Origin of the sequence: Nodosilinea sp. LEGE 07088 (genome assembly GCF_015207395.1) — a bacterium.
In the GTDB taxonomy this organism is placed as follows: Bacteria; Cyanobacteriota; Cyanobacteriia; order Phormidesmidales; family Phormidesmidaceae; genus Nodosilinea.
In genome coordinates this window covers 1-19,350 of the sequence record NZ_JADEWX010000019.1, presented here as the reverse complement: position 1 = coordinate 19,350, position 19,350 = coordinate 1, and the positions used below count along the sequence as shown (strand labels likewise).

Here is a 19,350-nt window from a genome sequence, read left to right as displayed (position 1 = left end):
TTTGTCTATATCATTCACAGGCCTGACCAGACGGCAGGGCGAAGAGCATCATCGTTGGCGATCTCAACAGTTTCGCCACTCTGCTGAATGACAAAAAGACCGCGCTGGTAGGCATAGCAATCTATACACTCAGCCCGCTTCACTCGGTAGAGACAGAGCGATAAGCTATCGGTAGTGTCTTCAGGTTAGTAGGTATGCGTAACATTGGTCTTATTGCACTGGGTTTGGCCTTTGGGCTAGGGTTTGCGCTCAGCCAGGTCATGCCCCAGCGCTCAGCGATAGCTCAGATCACAACCCCTACTGGACTGGTGATTAAGCCCAGCCCCTACAGTGTTGAAGAAACCGAGAGTCGCTTCATTCAAACTCTCGAATCTCAAGGGCTGAATGTCTTTGCGACGGTTGATCATGCTCAAAATGCGGCAGGTGCGGGCCTAGAGTTACCGCCGACTCGGGTCGTCATTTTTGGTAACCCCAAGGCCGGAACGCCGCTGATGCAGTGCCAACAAAGTATCGGTATAGACCTGCCACAGAAACTGCTGATTTTTCAAGATGAGCAGGGTGTGCAAATCGCGTATAACGATCCGCGCTACCTGGGCGGGCGACATCGCCTGGAGGGCTGCGGTGCGCGGGTGATTGCCAATGTTGCAGAGGCGCTAAATGGGCTAACAGAACAGGCGATCGCACCCTAGACTAGCGAAGTCTCAAACGTAGTGGGCATAAAACTTTCGGCCTCAAGCCAGGAATGCTTGAGCCAAACAGCCGCTCACCCAAGTAAGCCTGGGTAGACGATCGCCCCATAAAAGCTTTAGCAAGCAGATGTCGTGAGCAGTAGTTTAATTTTCTTAACCTTTATTTGGGCTTGAGCTACGGTTGTCAGGGCGTTTGAGTCCTAAGGATGAAGTGATATGTAACAAAAGTTGCCTTGACTCCCCTTAAAAGTTACGCGACACTACACCTAATAGACGTGGCTGCTCACTAGATCAATGCAGCACATTGACTTTCGTAATGAACGATTGTGATTGATGTGCCTTCTACTTGGTTAATATCGGGTTAGCTGCCTGAAAGCGGTGAATCCGAGGAGATGCCTGATCGGGTGATTTCAGCCATTCATACAGGCACTAACGTCAGCGGTTTTTGATTTAGTAACCCTATGGAAACGCTAGAGTTCATAATCTATCCCGACGGGCGCGTCAAAGAGACCGTGACTGGCATTGTAGGTGCCTCCTGTGCTGAAGTGACGGCGGCTATCGAGGCCCAGCTGGGCGTTGTAGTGTCTCACCAGGCCACCTCAGAGTATTTTGCCCAGCCCAATGAGCAAGGAGTTTCGGAAACCGTTCCGGCTCAAGCGGCCTATAGCCAGTGGTAGTGTTTGCGATTTAGCTTTTCTCCGCTTTTTTTAAGTCCCTTACCTCATTCGCAGAAAATGTCACACTTTAGCCAAATCAAAACCAAAATCCGTAACCTGGATTCGCTCAAAGTCGCTCTGAGCGACCTGGGTGCTGACTGGAAAGCTGGCCCCTGCGAGGTGCGGGGCTACCAGGGGCAGACCCAATCTGCTGATGTGGTGATCGCCCAAGACAATGGTTACGACATTGGTTTTCGCCGCAACCCCGAGACTAGTGATTACGAACTGGTGGCTGATTTGCAATATTGGAAGCAGCCGCTCACCGTTGAAGGCTTTTTGAGCCAGGTAACCCAGCGCTATGCCTACAACACTGTGCTGTCTGAAACCTCGAACCAGGGTTTTCAGCTGGCCGAGGAACAGGTGCGTGAGGATGGTTCTGTGCGGTTGGTAGTGCAGCGCTGGAATGGCTAATGCGTTGAGTGATTAATTTCTGGGAAGGGGCTGCTTGGCCCCTTTCTTTGTATTAGCCCAATCCCTGAGACATCTGGAGTAAGTGTGGCATAGCGTTATGGCAAATTTTGATAGTCACCTCGACGTTAGTGCAACGGGCTTGGAGCCAGAGTTAGGTGGCGCTCTGCGCCAGATCGACGATCGCACTGGGCTAGAGCCCGAATTAGGCGGCCAGCTGCGCCAGCAGGGCGTATACGTCGATGAGATTACCTGCATTGGCTGTAAGCACTGCGCCCACGTGGCTCGCAACACCTTCTACATTGAGCCCGACTATGGCCGGTCACGGGTTTATCGCCAGGATGGTGACTCTGAAGACATTATTCAGGAGGCGATCGACACCTGCCCCGTAGACTGCATTCACTGGATGGACTATACAGAGTTGACTCAGCTAGAGCGCGATCGCAAGCACCAGGTCATTCCTGTAGCCGGGTTCCCCGTCGATAAGGCCATGTCCACGCTGCGAATGCGTCAGGCCAAGCGCAAAAGCAAGCACTCAGGCTGACGTTAGGGATTAGCTTCTCTGGTTGACCCGATGAGAACATCTCCATTGGGAAAAAATTGTACGTCTACTGCGATCGCCTCACCTCTAGCGACACCTGGAATGGTGGTGTTGGGCTGGGGCAGGGTGAGTGTGTTCTGGTAAATGGCAGAGACTGCATCTAAAGGTTCCACAGTCGTGACTGTTCCATCTGTCTCCAAGGTGAGCCTGTAGCGTAGCGTTGCCGTCAAGTTTGCGGGTGGCTGCCACTGCTGTTGAAGCGCGCGGGTCAGGGTGCTGACCCAATCGGCCTCAGCGGTAACGACGCCAGATGCCGCCATATCGGCGTCAGCACCAGCGCTTTCAGGTTGCGCCGGTGCAGAACGCAAGGTATCGGGGCTGGTTGGGGCTGGGGCTAGGTCGCTAGGTGGGTTTGGAGCCGATTGAGCAGACTGCCTACTGGCTTGGTCTGGCTGGGAACCAGAGGTTGGGGTAGGCGGCTGGCTGGCTGGTATCTGCTGCTGAGGCGAGGGCGGCGGCGTGGTAGGTCTTGCAGAGGCCGGAGGTGGGCTGGGTCTGGCTGTCTCCTTCGCCGTTGGACTGGCGGTTGTTGACGTCTCGGCTGAGGCTGAGCGTTCTGTCTCAGCTACTGGCGGCCTGATTTCGGAGGACTCAGGCCTCGGGTCGGCATCGGCGGCGGGAGCGATATCTTCGGTCGGCAACTCTCGGCTGCTGGGGGGTGCCTGGGTTGGAGATTCGGTCGTCGGTTGAGAGTCGCTGGGGGACAGTACCACTGGGCTAGGGGCTGTGGTTAAAAACTGATTACCCAGAATAGCCGCGATGCCCACAGCTGCGACTGACCCTATCCACAGCGGCAATCTAGGTCGGGTCGGGCGAGCGGCCTTAGGACTGGCTTGCTCGGGGAGAATTTGAAGATTTTCCTCAGCCTGGTCTAGAACCTCGGCCAGATCAGAGAGCTGTAGGGTTGAAAGTTCAGTGATTTGGGCCGCCGCAGTAGCACCGGCCAGCGTCAGCCGATGACGGGTTAAGCCCACTGGGTGCAGCGTACTCTCGCCGTAGGAAATTGTGCCACTGGCACCCAAGGCATTTGCATTCAGATGTCCTTGTATATAGCCTTGTACCAGCTCTGTTAAGGCAGAAAACTGCGGCTCGCGCCCGCTGACCTCAAAATTAAGTGCCGGATTGGGGGCGGCTCCAAAGGTACCGGCATCGACATCGGCCTGATAGACCTGGAGATAAAAGCGCGATCGCGCCAGCACCGGTCGCCCGGTGATCTGGCTCAGGGGCGACAGCTGCCCCACCAGCCGCAGGGCGCAGGTGCCTGCGGCATATTCGTAGGTGGTAACAGATGCGATCGCGGCCATAACCTCAGCTCGGTAGTACTCTTCTAACCCAAAATCTAAAAATTAAAATGCTCTACTCTGCGGCTCGATCTAACAGGGTTACCCAGAGTTTACGGCTGCCGCCTGCACCGCTGTAGAACAGCAGATCGACCAGCAGTTTTAGCCCCAGGGTCGTGAGTTCGTCAGTGGTCGCGGTCTGATCCCCCTCCATGCGGTCTTGGTAGGCATTGCTAAAGGCATCGAGATAGTCGCCAAGCTGAGCACTGCGGTGGGGGGGCTGCCCCTGGCCCAGGGCCTGCTCTAGGCGAGTTACGGCCTGGCGAATGGGGTCTCGATGGGCCGTGGCTAAATGGCAACTCACCAATACCAGGGCGCGGGCTTCGTCGATATCGAGCTTTTTGCGGCCCTGGCCCTTGCGCAGGGGGCTGGCCTGACGCAGTCGCCAGAGGTTGACGCGATCGCTGAGCAGATCAGACACCCCCAGGCTCTCTGCTGCTGCCAGCATGGCGTCAGACCCTAGACCCGTGAGCGCTTCTAGGGCCAGTAGCACCAGGTCAAGCTGCGCCTTGATGCTGTGCAACTGGCGAGGCGTCGGGGCCTCCTGGGCTGGGGCTGGGTTTTGCTCACTGAGGGAAGACGGTTCCACCGCGACCACCCAAGTTCTAAGGTACGGGATTGGGCTAATTGTGGCACGGGGGTTGCAGTTCTTGAAACGGTTAATGCGCTAGGACGGCTACAGTTCTAGAAACTCGCGGGTGTGTTGCCACAGATCGGCTTCTACATCGACCAGCGCGTGGTCGCTGGGGAGTTCAACCAGGTGTACCCAGGGGCGGCAGGTCGCATAGGCACGGCTGGCTGCAATCGCAATTGTCTCATCGCGGGTGCCGTGGAGAATCAGCGTGGGAATTTTGGCCTGCAAAGCGCCGTCGTCATAGCCTTGGGCATCGGTGATGAAGTCGTAGTGTAAGGGCAGCGTGCGCTGCTCAGTATAGTGGTAAACCGAAAACGTACCCTCGGTACGCCAGGCGTTTAGCTGGTCGGAACCAAGGCGGGGTAGCCACTGGGCCAGGAAGTCAAAGGCAGGGGCCAGCAGCACTAGTTTTTCGATGCGTCCTGCCAGGGGGGGCTGTTGGGCCACCCAAGTAGCGGTCAGGCCCCCCAGGCTGGAGCCAATCAGCACGGTGGAGTCGGGCTGACCCAGAACGAATTCGCTGACTTGCTGAATTTGGCGACTGAGGGTGAGGTGGCTAAAGTCGCCTTGGTTCAGGTCGGGGATAATCAGCTCTAGCCCCAGGGTGGCGAAGCGCGATCGCATGGCCTGAGCTTTGGTTGACTTAGGGCTAGAGGCAAAGCCATGGAGATAGAGGTATTGGGTCACAGCGGGGTTGGCAAGAACGTCTGGGCAAATGGGGCTGAAGGGGTAAACCCCTGACGGTATGATAAGTCGGTTGAATGCATGTACCGGCTGCGACCAGCAACGGTGCATGGCTTCGCGAATGCACCCTACGCACTTCATAGACGCTATGACTTCTTCGTTTCACATTACCCTGTTGCCCGGCGATGGCATTGGCCCTGAGATTATGGCGATGGCGGTGGATGTGCTCAACACCGTGGGGAGCCAGATGGATTTGGCCTTTGAGTTTGAGACGGCGCTGATTGGGGGAGCTGCGATCGACGAAACGGGAGAGCCCCTGCCCGAGGCAACCCTGAAAACCTGCAAAGCAAGCGATGCGGTGCTACTGGCGGCGATCGGCGGCTATAAGTGGGATGGGCTACCCCGCCACCAGCGACCTGAGACTGGATTGCTGGGCCTGCGGGCAGGGCTAGAATTGTTTGCCAATCTACGGCCTGCTACTATTTTGCCCCAGCTGATCGACGCCTCGTCGTTGAAGCGTGAGGTGGTGGAAGGCGTTGACATTATGGTGGTGCGTGAGCTCACGGGGGGCATTTATTTCGGCGCGCCCAAGGGCATTTTTGCCACTGAGACAGGCCAGCAGCGGGGGGTCAACACCATGGCCTACACCGATAGCGAGATTGACCGCATTGGCAAAGTCGCCTTTGAAACCGCCCAAAAGCGCAAGGGGCAGCTGTGCTCGGTGGATAAGGCCAATGTGCTGGAGGTCTCGCAGCTCTGGCGCGATCGCATTACCGCCCTAGCCGCCGACTACCCCGATGTGGCCCTCAGCCACCTCTACGTCGATAACGCTGCCATGCAGCTGATCCGCTGGCCCAAGCAGTTTGACACCATTGTCACCGGCAATCTGTTTGGCGATATTCTCTCCGATGCTGCGGCCATGCTCACCGGCAGCATTGGCATGTTGCCCTCGGCCAGCCTGGGAGCCAGTGGCCCTGGGGTCTACGAACCCGTCCACGGCTCGGCTCCCGACATTGCTGGGCAAGACAAGGCTAACCCGCTGGCTCAGGTGCTGAGCGCCGCGATGATGTTGCGCTACGGCCTCGAGCAGCCCGCCGCCGCTGACCGAATTGAGCAAGCCGTGACAACAGTTTTAGATCAGGGTTATCGAACTAGCGATATCATGGCCGAAAACATGACCCAGGTGGGTTGCAAAGCCATGGGCGAAGCCCTGCTGCGTGCCCTGGCGTAAAGTTCTCTTTAGAAGGCTTTCGAGAGTTTGTCACCCCTGGAAAGATCGATTAGAGTCTGTCTATAAAGCGCACAGGTGAGCCGTGTACGGTCTACAGCAACCCCCTTCTTCGAGCCAGTCAACCCAGCTACCCGCTGCCGGCGCCCTGCCTACGGCGCTCAACCCGGCCCTGCTAAAGTCGGCCCGACAAATTTATCGCACCTACTACGAGGTGCACCCTGACGATGTGCAACGCCCCATCGGCATTGCCATTAGCACCAAAACCCACCGTGGCAAGCTGATTTTTGGCGATAAGCCAGTGCTGTTGCCTAACGAGTGCTTTGTCCCCATTAGCCAGATTGAGCCGGGGTTGCACTAGCGCGATCGCCGTTCTTCCCGATCAAACAAGGCCGCGCTGTCATGTCGCGAGAAGACTTTACTAAGAGTTTTCCAACTAAATATCTATCCGATGTCTCTCCGCGACCGGCCCAGTGGGCCGAGTTCGCGTTCCTAATCGGGATGTTTTTTTAGGTGGAATACTCTTTAGGTGGAATACTCTAAGGGAGTTTAGCGGTGTCCACGGGCACACTGGGTGGGCGTAAAGCGGTACGCCCATGGCTGATTCTCACGGCCCGATTTTGGTTGATCAGCTCCCTGGCAATGGGAGCAACCAGTTGATTTCTAGTATTTCTCTGCCCGCTAGCGGTGGAGAAGAGCTGCGTGGTATCGGTCAAAACCTTCCCCCCTACACCCAGGATCTGCTGCGCCGCATGCGGCTAAAGCTGGCCACAGGCTCCCTAGGGGCAGAGACTTTAGACATATCGGTGGTGATCTGCACCTACAACGGTGAGCATCGTCTACCCGACGTGCTGCGCTGCCTGCTAGCCCAGCTTGGGGGTGCTCACCTGGTCTGGGAAGTGATTGTGGTCGATAATAACAGCACCGATGGCACGGCTCAGGTTGTGGCAGACTTTCGCCGACAGTGGCCCCAGACGGTGCCGTTGCGCTATGCCTTTGAGCCTCGGCAGGGGGCAGGCTATGCTCGGCAGCATGCGATTAAGATTGCCCGCAGCCCTCTGGTCGGATTTTTAGATGACGATAACAATCCATCGCTGGTATGGGTGGCATCGGCTCATCGATTTGGCCAAGCTCATTGTCAAGCTGGAGTATATGGCAGTCGCATTCGAGGCGATTTCGAAATTGACCCGCCGCCTAACTTTGAGCGGATTGGGGCCATGCTGGCGCTGACGGAGCGGGGCGATAAGCCGCTGCTCTACGACGCTAAACGCAAAATCTTGCCCCCGTCTGCGGGCATGGTGGTGCGGCGACAGGCCTGGCTCAGGAGTGTGCCCGAGGTGCTGACCCTGGCCGATAAGATTGGCTTTCGGGCGGCCGGGGAAGATTTAGAGGTGATCCTCCACATGCAGCGTCAGGGCTGGGAGGTGTGGTACAACCCGGCTATGCGAATGCACCACAAAATTCCGAGTAGTCGGTTTGAGCGTCACTATCTGCTGCAGCTGTTTCGCAGCATTGGGCTCAGCCGTCACCGCACCCGTATGCTCAGCGTAGCCCTCTGGCAACGACCCTTGGTCATGCCCATTTATTTGATCAACGACCTACGCAAAATTGTGCGTCACCTGGTTCGATATCGTGGCACCGCTGTGACTGACACGGTGGCCGCCTGTGAGCTCACGCTCTACTTCTACAGCGTGATCAGCCCCTTTTATATGGCGCAGCGATTGTGGCGGCAGCAGTGGCGGCGGGCCAATAGATCGATGGTCGATGGCTGATCGCTGGCGTAAAATTCTATGCCCGCAACTCGGCCAGCAATGCGACAATGTGGCAAATTAGCACCTGCGCCGCCAGCGATGCATCGCCAAGACTACATGGCGTATCCTGGCCGTAGGTCACTGACCTAACCTTGAGAGATAGACCTATGCGTTCTGATTTACAACGGGCCCTCGATAGCCGCCGCGCGCTCAAAATTATTAGTGGCCTGACCAACTACGATCCCCAGCGGGTGGTCGCTGTCGTTACAGCTGCCGACCAGGGCGGTGCCACCTTGGTCGATATTGCCGCTGATGCTGACCTGGTTCGTCTGGCTAAGGCTGCGACCACTCTACCCATCTGCGTATCTGCCGTAGAGGCCGAGGCATTTTTAGCCCCCGTTGCCGCCGGGGCCGATCTGATTGAAATCGGCAACTTTGATGCGTTCTATGCCCAGGGTCGCCGCTTTGAGGCTGCTGAGGTGCTGGAGCTGACCCGCCAGACCCGCGCGTTGCTCCCCGAGATTACCCTATCGGTCACTGTGCCCCACATTTTGGCCCTGGATGAGCAGGTGAGCCTGGCCGAGGCCCTGGTGCAGGCTGGGGCCACTATCATTCAAACCGAGGGCGGCACCTCTAGCCAACCTACCCACCCCGGTACCCTGGGCTTGATTGAGAAGGCTGCTCCTACCCTGGCCGCCGCCCATGCGATCTCTCGGGCTGTGAACGTGCCGGTGCTCTGTGCTTCGGGCCTGTCGGATGTGACCGCTCCCATGGCGATCGCCGCTGGGGCCGCTGGTGTCGGTGTCGGCTCTGCGGTCAACAAGCTAGACAACCCGCTGGCGATGGTGGCTGTAGTGCGCCAACTGGTGGAAAGCTTGCATGCTGCGCCAGTTGGGGTGGCCCGCTAACGGTTAGAACGCTTGGGATAGGGCGATCGCTCCATGCCGATCGAGCGATCGCCCGTTTTTGGTTTGATTCTTGTTGAATTTGGCGGAGCCTGATAGCACCAGCAGCTAGGATAGAGCTATATCCTGCCCGCTGTTGCTCATTGTGTCGTCCAGGACAAGCTGGCTATGGTTCAAGCCCAACCTCGCACTGGCCCTAGGATTACCTGGCCCCCTCTGCCCGACGATTTTAAGCTCATCGACGATCCGGTGGAAAATATTCAACAGCCGCCTCTGGCAGCGGCCCTGACCGATGCCCTGGGAGCTGCTCAGCTCATTCGCCCTGAGATGCTGATAGGCTCAAACTTTGGCCTGGTGGCTGGGGTCGATGGCGATACTGTGGTGAAAGCGCCCGATTGGTTCTACGTGCCCCGGGTGAATCCGGTGCCCGAGGGTGTTGTGCGCCGCAGCTATACCCCTCAGCTAGAAGGCGACGCCGTTGCGATTGTCATGGAGTTTCTCTCCGCCGATGACAATGGCGAGCTCTCTATTCGCAGCATTGTTCCCTATGGCAAGCTCTATTTTTATGAGCAGGTTCTGCAGGTGCCTGTCTACGTCATTTACGAACCCCAGCGAGCTAGGTTAGAGGTGCGAGATTTGCGCGACGGGCACTATGAGCTGCAACCACCCGACGCTGCTGGACGGTTCTGGATTGAACCCCTAGGGCTGTTTTTAGGCGTATGGCGGGGAGAGCGACTCGCGCAAACCGTCAACTGGCTGCGCTGGTGGGATACGCAAGGGAATATGCTGCCGTGGAGCTCTGAACAGGCTGAGACCGAACGCCAGCGGGCCGAAGCCGAGCACCAGCGGGCCGAAGCCGAACACCAGCGGGCTGAGCGTCTAGCGGCATTGCTGCGGGCTCAAGGGATCGATCCTGAGCAGGTGCTTTAAAGGAGTGACGCACCCTCTAGAACGCCGGTACAGAAACCCGGTTTCTCGGCCAGAAGGCCAGTCATGCGGTTAGGGCAGTGACAAAGAGACCGGGTTTTTAGCCATACTGCATCGATGCTCTAGACCGTGCTTTGTACCAGGCTTGAACCCATCCCTACCAACTCAGCCCTATGCCCTTGCGATTGGTAGATGGGCGTCATTCCAGCTGAGCATGCCGCCGCGCAGACTGGCGGCTTCGGTGAGCCCTTGCTTTTTGAGAATGACGGTGGCCTGGGCCGATCGCCGCCCAGATTTGCATACGGTGACGACGGGTTGGGCCGTGGGAATTTCGCCGACGCGATTTTCCAACTCGTTGAGCGGCACGAGTTGAGCGGTGGCGATGTGGCCCAACTCGGCATTGAATTCCTCAGGGCCGCGCACGTCGAGCAGGTGGACTTGCGCCAAATTTTCGGTGACCCACTGGGGATCAATTTCTTTGACTCCGCCGTAGGTGAGGCGCACCGGGCCCCAGTCGGCAATGGTGGGCATGTGGCCGTCTTCGGGTTGGCCGCAGACGCAATTGGCCGGAATCGCAATGTCGATCTTTTTGGGGTGGGGGAGGCCGAGGTTTTCCATGTAGCCGACGAAGTCGGCTTCGTCGGCCTGGCCACCGATGCGGGGATTGTGGGCTTTTTCTTCACGCACGGAGGATGAGGTGCGCCCGTTGTAGTCGTGGGCGGGCCAGATCATGCAGTCATCGGGCAGGGTGAAGATTTGCTCGGTGATGGAGTTGTACATCGTGTGGGCATTGCCCTGCTGAAAGTCGCACCGGCCTGCGCCCCGGATCAGCAGACAGTCGCCGGTAAAGGCCATGGTGTGGTCGTCAAGCACATAGGTAATGCAGCCGTCGGTGTGGCCGGGGGTGGCACGAACTTCGACGGCGCGATCGCCAAATTTCACCCGATCGCCATGGTCGAGCAGGTAGTCGGCTCCACTGACCAGGGCACCGTAGCGGGCCGAGATACCGATCTTTGCCCCGACGGCCTGATGCATAAGCCAGGCTCCAGTGACGTGGTCGGCGTGGCAGTGAGTGTCGAGGGTGGCCACCAGGGTGAGGCCCAATTCTTCGATCAGGGCGCGATCGCGCAGGTGCTGCTCAAATACCGGGTCGATCAGCAGGGCTGCTTTAGAGTTGGGATCAGCCAGCAGGTAGGTGTAGGTAGAGGAATCCGCATCGAAGAGTTGGCGGAAGATAAGGGATTTAGCCACGACACAAAGCTCCAGAAGACTGAAAAGTAGAAAGACGAGAGGCTTCCTTTATTTACTATATAACTAATTAGTTATTTTGTGATTGCCAATAGCCCTCCCCTATCCGTTAGCCCCTGGCCACCCCTACGCCATATCGCGCTACAGGCCAGGGGTGGCCAGGTTGCGGAAGCGGGTAAACTGGGGCTCAAACAATAGTTTGACGGTGCCGGTGGGGCCGTTGCGGTGCTTGGTAATAATAATCTCGGCGATGCCGCGATCGGGGGTGTCGGGGTCGTAATATTCTTCGCGGTAGAGCATCATGATCAGGTCGGCGTCCTGCTCAATTGCGCCCGATTCCCTCAGGTCACTCATCATCGGGCGTTTGTTGGTGCGCGACTCGACGCCACGGCTGAGCTGAGAAAGGGCGATGATCGGCACATTCAGCTCGCGGGCCAGACCTTTGAGCGATCGCGTCATCTTCGACAATTCCTGTACCCGGTTGTCGCCGCCCCCTTCCATCAGCTGGAGGTAGTCGATCAAGATCAGGCCCAAGGCACCGCCCTGCTCAGCCTGAAGACGGCGGGCACGGGAGCGAATTTCGGTCACCGAAATGTTGGGGGTATCGTCAATAAAGATGGGCATCTGAGACAGGGTGCTGATGGCGTGGCCCAGCTTTTCCCACTCGTTTTGGGCAATGCGCCCGGTGCGCAGGCGACTGCTTTCCATTTCGACTTCGCTGGAGAGCAGGCGATAGACCAGCTGCACCTTTGACATCTCCAGGCTGTAGACAGCCACCGGAAGTTTCTGCAATGCCGCGATATTGCGAGCAATATTGAGAACAAAGCTGGTGTTGTGGACACAAATGTCGTTGGCGACAAAGTTATGAGTGTTGGGGATGGTCAGGTCATAGACCTGCTTCATCCCTCGAGGTTCGATGGCCACAATTTCATCCCAATACACGTCACTGGTGGCGATGTGCTGAAGTTCGCTATAGTCGAGGGCCGTGGCCAAAGCAAAGAGGCGATCGCGCGTAGGGGCACGTTTGCCAACATGGATATTGCTGGTACTGGGAAGTCCAGCGCGGGTCGCCAGCGATATCCAAGACTCGTCACCTTTGGCGGTATGAAGGGATTCCCAAATCTCGACTGGAATCAGGTCGCGGTTGGTCTGGTAGCGGCGATTAACCAAAGCGGCTGCCACCCTGGCGATCGCCTCCTCTTTGCCAAAAATACCAATGTCTTGAATAAAGCCCTTAATCGACGGCGCATCGGTGATGTCGAGTTGCCAGGCGGGGCGGCGTCCTTGTAAATACTTGACCTGGCGCAGTCTAAGCTGCGACAGAACGCCAAACCGCAGCAGTAAATGCTGCACCTGGCGCACCAGGATTTCGCTGACGCTGGCAAAGCCCAACTGAACCTGACCGCTGCTCAACTCGGTCGCCCAGCCGTCGGTAGCAAAAAGGCGATTGAGAAACAGTGCCAGCCGCCGCTTCTCTAGCTTAAAAATGACCTCTGGAATCGCCTTTTGGTGGGCCGATTTGCCCCAAACGCCTTGCTCCTGAAGCCAGAGGGTCAGATTGTTGTGGCTCATCCAGCGAATGGTGGCGAGGCCGCCCGGTGCCAAAGACTCTGGGGATACCTGGAGCAGGTGGCAAAGCTGCTCAAAGGCAGCAGGGCTGGGCGCACAGGTGCCCTGCTGCCAGAGGGTCACTAAGCCAGGGGAGACCTCCAGAGCCTGAGCCAACCACCGGGCAGGCTGATCACTGGCCTGAATCAGGCTGCGCAGCCGTTGGCCAAAGGCCTGCCTGGCCTGCTGCACTGCTGCACCATCGGAGGTGACGTAAAATGTCGGTGTACGAGTACCCTGAGACGTTTCTTCCCGCACCTTGACTGCTGGAATTTGGCTAGCAGCAGCGACAAAGTCAGCCTGAATCGCCGAGTTTTCATTAGTGAACTGGGGCGACGTCCCTGTTAAACAGCCATCTCCAAGCAGGTAGGCCAACAGCTTGACCAGATGCTCAGGTAAGGTCTCAGTACCCCAGACGGGGAGCACCCTGGGTACGGCAATTTTTTGGCCAACAGCTAGCTCTGATAGAGGTCGCCAGCCCTGGATAGTCAGATAGGGATGACTGAGGGTGGTTTCAATCGTTCGCCCCGATCGCGTTTTGACCAAAAACACGGGCTTGATGCCATCGTCTACATAGGCGCTGGGCTGGGTCAGACTGAATTTCCAGTCATCCCCCAGGGTCAGCAATGAGGCCGATTGCCGCTGATAGATCTCGCCAATGGTGGCCAGACTGCCATCGGCCAGCATAATCTGAGTGTCTGCGCTCAGGCACTTTCCCATGGACGGTCTAGCCGCGGCAATGATCAGGTCTGAGCGCTGAAACCCCTGGGTCATGGCATCGAGGTCGTAGAAGCCACAGGGGATGCCGGGGAGCACCACCCCTAGCGATCGCTGCTCGATCTCCGAAAAGGTTTCGATCAAAATATCGGAGGTGGCGGTTAGCCCACCCTGGGGGCGCGACTGGGTAATGCCAAACAACCGCTGTTCCGACTGGTCAAGCACGGTTTCGATCGGCAGGGTGGTGTCGTAGCCAAGTTGGGAGATTTCGCCACCGGTTTGAATCAGCAGGCGACGGGTGTATTTATCCATCACCAGGGTGGCGTACTGGTCGATGTTGGCCGCACTGACGGTGCGATCGACCAGCTGGGCCAGGCGCGTTTGGCCGCCGATCTGCTCGAGCTTGCCGTTGTCTTTAAGCCACCCGGCAATGGTCATCAGATCGGCGGGTTGGCCCTTGGCGTGGAGGGCCAGGGCACCTTTGTAGATGTCGCGGTGGGCCCCAATGTAAAAGGCATCGGGGGTGATTATTTCCATCACCCGGCCAATGGCTTCAGGGTCGAGCAAAATACCGCCCAGAATGGCCTCTTCGGCCTCGATGTTTTGGGGCGGTAGGCGATCGCTGACCGCATCAAACTTGAGATTCTGAACCATGGCCCTGCCGGATTGAAGTAGTCTTCATTGTGCGTTAAACCTAGCGTTTGTGGGAGTCTGGGCTGTGGGAGTCTGGGCGCTGGTGGTCGAAGCGGCGATCGTGACCCTACTACGGCGGTTTGGGCCGGGTTAACCGATGAAACCGAGCCACAAAAATTATCCCAGCCGTGGCAACGCCAATAGATTGGCCAATCCACAGTCCGACCCCTCCCCAGCCAGCTATAAATCCCAACAGATAGCCGGTGGTTAGCCCCACCCCCCAAAAGGCCAAGCCGCTCAGCACCATCGGTATGCGCGTATCTTGCAGGCCGTAGAGCGCGCCAGCAGCCACCCGCTGAACGCCATCGGTCAATTCGGCCAGGGCTGCTACCTGCAGCATCGGCATGGCTAGGGCGACGACGTTGGCATTAGCCGGGTCGTCCACATCTATATACAGACCAATAATGGCCCGCCGGAACAATAAAAGGCCTACCGTCGCCAGCAGCATAAAAACAGCGGCGATCGCCATCGCCACATACCCAGCTTGCCTGGCCTGGGCCCTATCCTGCTGACCAACGGCCTGTCCTACCCGCGCCGTCACCGCGTAAGACATCCCCAACGGCACCATAAAGATCAGGTAGATTGTCTGATAAACCGTTTGGTGGGCGGCCAACACCTCGGGGCCAAGCAGCCCCATCAGGAACGTGACGACGACAAACAAACTAAATTCCAGGGCAATGGTAACTGCGATCGCCCCCCCTAGCCCCAGTAGCCGCCTAATTAGCGGCGGATTAACCCGATACCACCCCCGCCAAAAGCGATATTGCTTCAACTGCGGATGCTTGAGAATGTAGAGAAGAAACAGGCCAAACATCAGCCAGTAGCTCAGCCCGCTGGCTAGCCCCAGCCCCCCTAAGCCCAGGGCCGGAAAGCCCCAATTACCAAAGCCCAGGGCATAGTTGCCCGCAATGTTAAATCCTGTACCCACCAGCACAATAGCGATCACCACCTGGGCCTGGGACAGGGCCGAGGCATAGCCCCGCAGTAAGGCAAACCCCAACGCCGGCAATGCGCCCCAGAGGATCCATTTGAAATAGGGAGCGGCGAGGTCGGCCACGAGAGTTGGCTGCCCCAACAGGCGTAGCATCCCATCCAGTTGGCTCAGTACCAGCATCAGTGGCAGACTTAGGGCCAGGGCTAGCCAGAACCCCTGCCTTGCGATCGCCTCCACCTGGGCCTGGTTGCGAGCCCCAAAGGCCTCGGCCACCAGCGGCCCTACTGCCATCACAAAGCCACCTACCACGGCGATTAGAAGCTGAAAGCAAATTGCCGCCAGCCCCCCAGCTGCGAGAGTTTCGGCCCCCAGTCGGCCCATCATCAAGGTGTCGATGAAGCCCACTACGGCCTGAGCTACCTGGGCACCCGCCAGGGGCACCGCCAACGCCAGGAAAGCTTGAATTTCTGCGCCAGTCTGGGCCTGGGATCTTTTCTGTGTACGCATCCAAGATCAAGCCCGATGTGATGAGATATGCGATGTCTCTGTGGAGATTCTGTAGGGGCGCTCAGCCGAGCGCCCCTACAGAGCTATTTCCCTGAAATCAAAGTGATTGAATCGAGACAGCCAAGGCCCATTCCCTACAGCATGGCCAGCCGCGACTTCAGAATCGCCGCCTGGGCTTCAGACTCTGCCAGGGAATCTCGCGCCCCCTGAACCACTTCAGCCGGGGCCTGATCTACAAAACCAGAGTTGTTCAGCCGCCCCGAGAGGGACTTAATTTCGGCCTCTACCTTGGCTAGATCTTTCTCTACCTTAGCCTTGAGCGCGTCCACATCCACTACGCCGGTTAGGGGAATCAGCACCTGTACGGTACCGGTCACCCCTGCAAAGAGCTTTTGGGAGGGCTCCGCAGCTTCTTCTCCAGGGGCCGGGCTGACGGGGCGGCGGTTTGGGGTCGATGGTATCAGGTGCAGATTGCGGGCCTGGGTTTTGGGAACGGCGGTGTTGGGGTCAAAGATTTGGCGTCGCCAGGTTTGGTAGGTCTGGCTGAGCTGCTGGCGATCGCCCCTGGTCAGCAAATTCTGCCGCACAAAGTTAACGGCAACCCAAATCCCCACCAGCTCCATCAGGGTGCCAAACACGGGGGTACTGTCTACTGCGGTCACCAGAGCGCCGCCAAACTTCAGCAAGACTACCGCCGCAAAAATCCACAGCAGGGTAAAGGCTGGGCGGCGAATATCGGCAAAGAATGACCCGGCGTAGTGCAAGGGTTCTTCTAGCAGGGGCAACAGGGTGTGCCAAAAGTCTTGTACCTCGGTCACGACCGAATTGTTGCCGAGCTTCGCTAGCGGATTCGGTGCTTCAGCCTCACTCCCATGGGCCGTGGAAACCGGCTGCTTACCACCCAATATAACCAGGGTGTTAATTTTGCCCAGGTCTTTAATGTAGTCGGCGGTAGCGTGGAGAATATGGCGCTCGTCGGCACTCTCGCTTTCTAGAATGGTCTCAATGCGCAGACCCGGCTTAATACCTGCTTCAGCCCGCAGGTTACGTACCGTGCGCACCGTATTAAATAACAGCGTAAACTGCTGCTCTAGCCCATCATCCACCAGGTCGTTGAAGGCGGTGGGGTAGGGCTGCACTGCCAAGAACTGGTCGTCGCCCACCTGCGTGAGGGTGTGCCACACCTCCTCAGTAATGTGGGGCATAAAGGGATGCAGCAGTTTGAGAATGCCGTCGAGTACAAAAGCCAGAGTTTGTTGGGCCACTCGCTTAGAGGCAGGGTTCTTCCCCTGGAGTCGGGGCTTAACCAACTCGATGTACCAGTCGCAGAAGTCACCCCAAGTAAATTCGTAGAGATCCTTAGCAGCCTCGCCCATGCCGTAGGCATCGAGGTGACTGCGCGCGCTCTGCACCACCCGGTTAAAGCGTGAGAGAATCCAGCGGTCGGCGAGCTCCAGCTGGGTCAGATCGGGTACACCTAGCTCAGCGAGTGACTGGCCACCCAGGTTCATCATCACAAAGCGGGAGGCGTTCCACAGCTTGTTGGTGAAGTTGCGGCTGGCTTCCACCGAAACAGATTCGTCGGTTTTGCGATCGTATTCTAGGCGAATGTCTTGGCCTGCCCCGGTGACTTCGCGAATCAGGGTGTAGCGCAGGGCGTCGGTGCCGTACTTGTTAATCAGCACCAGGGGGTCAATACCGTTGTTAGATGACTTCGACATCTTTTTATTGTTTTCGTCGCGTACCAGTCCGTGGATATAGACCGTCTCGAAGGGCATGGTGTCGGTAAAGTGCCCGGCCATTAGGGTCATGCGGGCCACCCAGAAAAAAATGATGTCGAAGCCGGTGACCAGGGTGGTGGTGGGGTAGTAGGTCTGAAAATCTTTGGCCGACTCGTCGGGCCAGCCCATGGTCGAAAACGGCCATAGCCCTGACGAAAACCAGGTGTCGAGGACGTCGGGGTCGCGTACCAGATCAACCCATTCACCAAATTTTTCGGTGGCTTGGGCGCGAGCGTCTGCCTCGGTAGTGGCTACGAAAAAGGGGGTGTTATCGGTGATCTCGCCACCGGTTTCGCTGACGGCATACCAGGCGGGAATTTGGTGTCCCCACCAGAGCTGGCGCGAGATACACCAATCGCGCAGGTTCACCAGCCAGTCACGGTAGACCTTCGTCCAGCGATCGGGCACGAACGCTGGCTCTTGGCGATTGTCTAGATAATCGAGCGCCCTGTCGGCCAGGGGGCGGATCTTGACGAACCACTGGGTCGAGAGCAGCGGCTCGACGGGCACCTTGCCGCGATCGCTGTAGGGCACCGTGTGGTGGTAGTCCTCGATGCGCACCAAAAACCCTTCCTCATCCAATCGTCGCACCACCGCGCTGCGGGCCTCAAAGCGGTCGAGGCCCGCAAACGGCCCGGCATGCTCGTTCATGGTGCCGTCTTTATTCATGACGGTAATCATGGGCAGATCGTGGCGCTGGCCCATGGCAAAATCGTTGGGGTCGTGGGCGGGGGTGACTTTGACGCAGCCGGTGCCAAACTCTACCTCTACGTACTCATCGGCAATCACCGGAATCTCGCGATTCACGATCGGGAGCATTAGGGTCTTGCCTACCAGAGCCCGGTAGCGATCGTCGTTGGGGTTCACCGCCACCGCTGTATCGCCCAGCATGGTTTCGGGCCGGGTAGTGGCCACTTCTACGTAGCCCGAGCCGTCGGTAAAGGGGTAGCGGAAGTGCCAGAGGTGACCGTCTACCTCCCTCTGCTCAACCTCTAGATCCGACACCGCCGACTGGCTGGCGGGGCACCAGTTGACCAGATAGTTGCCCCGGTAGATCAACCCTTCGTCGTAGAGCCGGGTAAAGGCCGTGAGCACCGCGTGGGACAGGCCTTCATCCAGGGTGAAGCGCTCCCGCGACCAGTCAACAGAGACACCGAGCTTGCGCAGCTGGTTGACGATGGTGCCGCCCGATTCAGCCTTCCATTCCCAGGCGCGCTCCAGATAGCGATCGCGGCCTACATCCTCTTTCTTCAATCCCTCAGCCTGAAACTGCCGATCCAGAATGGTGCTGACAGCAATACTGGCATGGTCGGTGCCAGGTAGCCACAGGGTATTGCGCCCCGCCATCCGCTGGTAGCGCACGACGGTATCAATCAGCGCATTCTCAAAGGCATGCCCCATATGCAGGCTGCCGGTCACGTTCGGCGGCGGAATCACCACGCAAAACGGCTCACCCGGGTGGTCCGGGCTGGCCTTAAAGACCTGCTGATCTTCCCATTTGGCCTGCCATTTGGCCTCGGTTTGGGTGGGGTCATACTGGGCAGAGAGGGCGGGGACAGTGGCCGTCATCACAAAACCTGGAGCGCGGGGACTACGGTGCTGTCAAGCGAGCATCGCAATACAGACAGTGTACCTAGGGAATCTGTCATTTTGATGATCAGTTCCCCCAGGCAGCCAACCAACCGGATCGCCATAGCCGTTTCTATAGATTGGTCGGGTAAAGGAGAGAGTTTTATTTATTGCTCCCTCCCTCCCCTCAGAACCGTACGTACAACTTTCACTGTATACGGCTCAAGCAATCTCAATTGCTTATCGATGGAGTTGAGAGTGGCAGACCAGATGGACGGCCACTAAATTGGAGCTGTGGTTGGTTCCTCCCTGACTGCGCGGTGTTTTGTGGTGGATGTGGACATCCTCTCCATTGAACAGAGATTGGCCACAGTTGGGACATGTCGCGGATTGCTGACGGATGACCCGTT

17 protein-coding genes are annotated in these 19,350 nt (G+C 57.8%); 9 read left to right on the top strand and 8 right to left on the bottom strand.

Features of this window, described 5'->3' with window-relative positions; genetic code table 11:
- Positions 1-194: 194 nt before the first annotated feature.
- From IQ254_RS07160 to IQ254_RS07145, 4 genes are all read left to right on the top strand, one after another.
- Positions 195-689, top strand: a complete 495-nt coding sequence (locus tag IQ254_RS07160; RefSeq protein WP_193965484.1) for a DUF302 domain-containing protein — start codon at positions 195-197, stop codon at positions 687-689.
- A 461-nt stretch (positions 690-1,150) separates the two neighbouring features.
- Positions 1,151-1,366 carry a DUF2997 domain-containing protein gene (locus IQ254_RS07155; protein WP_193965483.1) on the top strand — a complete coding sequence of 72 codons (216 nt, stop codon included), beginning with the start codon at positions 1,151-1,153 and terminating at the stop codon, positions 1,364-1,366.
- A 57-nt stretch (positions 1,367-1,423) separates the two neighbouring features.
- Positions 1,424-1,816 carry a DUF1257 domain-containing protein gene (locus tag IQ254_RS07150; protein ID WP_193965482.1) on the top strand — a complete coding sequence of 131 codons (393 nt, stop codon included), beginning with the start codon at positions 1,424-1,426 and terminating at the stop codon, positions 1,814-1,816.
- 97 nt (positions 1,817-1,913) lie between these two features.
- The gene (locus IQ254_RS07145; protein ID WP_193965481.1) at positions 1,914-2,357 is read left to right on the top strand and encodes a ferredoxin; all 444 of its coding nucleotides are present in this window, start codon (positions 1,914-1,916) and stop codon (positions 2,355-2,357) included.
- Positions 2,358-2,359: 2 nt separating this feature from the next.
- Here the strand turns inward: IQ254_RS07145 and IQ254_RS07140 are convergent, their stop codons facing one another.
- The 3 genes from IQ254_RS07140 to IQ254_RS07130 all read right to left on the bottom strand — a co-directional run bounded on the left by IQ254_RS07140 (position 2,360) and on the right by IQ254_RS07130 (position 5,075).
- Positions 2,360-3,718, bottom strand: a complete 1,359-nt coding sequence (locus IQ254_RS07140; RefSeq protein ID WP_193965480.1) for a DUF4335 domain-containing protein — start codon at positions 3,716-3,718, stop codon at positions 2,360-2,362.
- Between the two features lie 52 nt (positions 3,719-3,770).
- On the bottom strand, positions 3,771-4,343 hold the full coding sequence (locus tag IQ254_RS07135; protein WP_193965479.1) for a DUF3038 domain-containing protein: 573 nt from the start codon (positions 4,341-4,343) through the stop codon (positions 3,771-3,773).
- 87 nt (positions 4,344-4,430) lie between these two features.
- Positions 4,431-5,075: a YqiA/YcfP family alpha/beta fold hydrolase gene (locus IQ254_RS07130; RefSeq protein ID WP_313887390.1), complete on the bottom strand. Its 645-nt coding sequence runs from the start codon at positions 5,073-5,075 to the stop codon at positions 4,431-4,433.
- 145 nt (positions 5,076-5,220) lie between these two features.
- On the opposite strand from IQ254_RS07130, the gene leuB reads away from it, so the two are divergent.
- The 5 genes from leuB to IQ254_RS07105 all read left to right on the top strand — a co-directional run bounded on the left by leuB (position 5,221) and on the right by IQ254_RS07105 (position 9,886).
- Positions 5,221-6,303, top strand: coding sequence for a 3-isopropylmalate dehydrogenase (gene leuB, locus IQ254_RS07125; RefSeq protein WP_193965478.1), 1,083 nt, complete (start codon positions 5,221-5,223; stop codon positions 6,301-6,303).
- A gap of 145 nt (positions 6,304-6,448) precedes the next feature.
- Positions 6,449-6,661: a hypothetical protein gene (locus IQ254_RS07120; protein ID WP_193965517.1), complete on the top strand. Its 213-nt coding sequence runs from the start codon at positions 6,449-6,451 to the stop codon at positions 6,659-6,661.
- A gap of 235 nt (positions 6,662-6,896) precedes the next feature.
- A complete protein-coding gene (hpsE, locus tag IQ254_RS07115) occupies positions 6,897-8,072 on the top strand; it encodes a hormogonium polysaccharide biosynthesis glycosyltransferase HpsE (RefSeq protein WP_228040305.1) in 1,176 nt (391 codons plus the stop codon).
- Between the two features lie 146 nt (positions 8,073-8,218).
- Positions 8,219-8,959 (top strand): DUF561 domain-containing protein, encoded by a 741-nt coding sequence (locus IQ254_RS07110; RefSeq protein ID WP_193965477.1) that lies wholly within the window; start codon positions 8,219-8,221, stop codon positions 8,957-8,959.
- 165 nt (positions 8,960-9,124) lie between these two features.
- The gene (locus IQ254_RS07105) at positions 9,125-9,886 is read left to right on the top strand and encodes a Uma2 family endonuclease (RefSeq protein ID WP_193965476.1); all 762 of its coding nucleotides are present in this window, start codon (positions 9,125-9,127) and stop codon (positions 9,884-9,886) included.
- A gap of 168 nt (positions 9,887-10,054) precedes the next feature.
- On the opposite strand, the gene IQ254_RS07100 is transcribed toward IQ254_RS07105, so the two are convergent.
- The 5 genes from IQ254_RS07100 to IQ254_RS33480 form a co-directional block, all read right to left on the bottom strand.
- Positions 10,055-11,134 (bottom strand): MBL fold metallo-hydrolase, encoded by a 1,080-nt coding sequence (locus tag IQ254_RS07100; RefSeq protein WP_193965475.1) that lies wholly within the window; start codon positions 11,132-11,134, stop codon positions 10,055-10,057.
- A gap of 138 nt (positions 11,135-11,272) precedes the next feature.
- Positions 11,273-14,110, bottom strand: coding sequence for a replicative DNA helicase (gene dnaB, locus IQ254_RS07095; protein WP_193965474.1), 2,838 nt, complete (start codon positions 14,108-14,110; stop codon positions 11,273-11,275).
- Positions 14,111-14,219: 109 nt separating this feature from the next.
- Positions 14,220-15,590 (bottom strand): MATE family efflux transporter, encoded by a 1,371-nt coding sequence (locus IQ254_RS07090; protein WP_193965473.1) that lies wholly within the window; start codon positions 15,588-15,590, stop codon positions 14,220-14,222.
- 134 nt (positions 15,591-15,724) lie between these two features.
- On the bottom strand, positions 15,725-18,940 hold the full coding sequence (locus IQ254_RS07085; protein ID WP_193965472.1) for a valine--tRNA ligase: 3,216 nt from the start codon (positions 18,938-18,940) through the stop codon (positions 15,725-15,727).
- A gap of 240 nt (positions 18,941-19,180) precedes the next feature.
- Complete coding sequence (locus IQ254_RS33480; protein ID WP_369011295.1) at positions 19,181-19,342, bottom strand: HNH endonuclease; 162 nt, start codon at positions 19,340-19,342, stop codon at positions 19,181-19,183.
- Between the last annotated feature and the right edge of the window lie 8 nt (positions 19,343-19,350).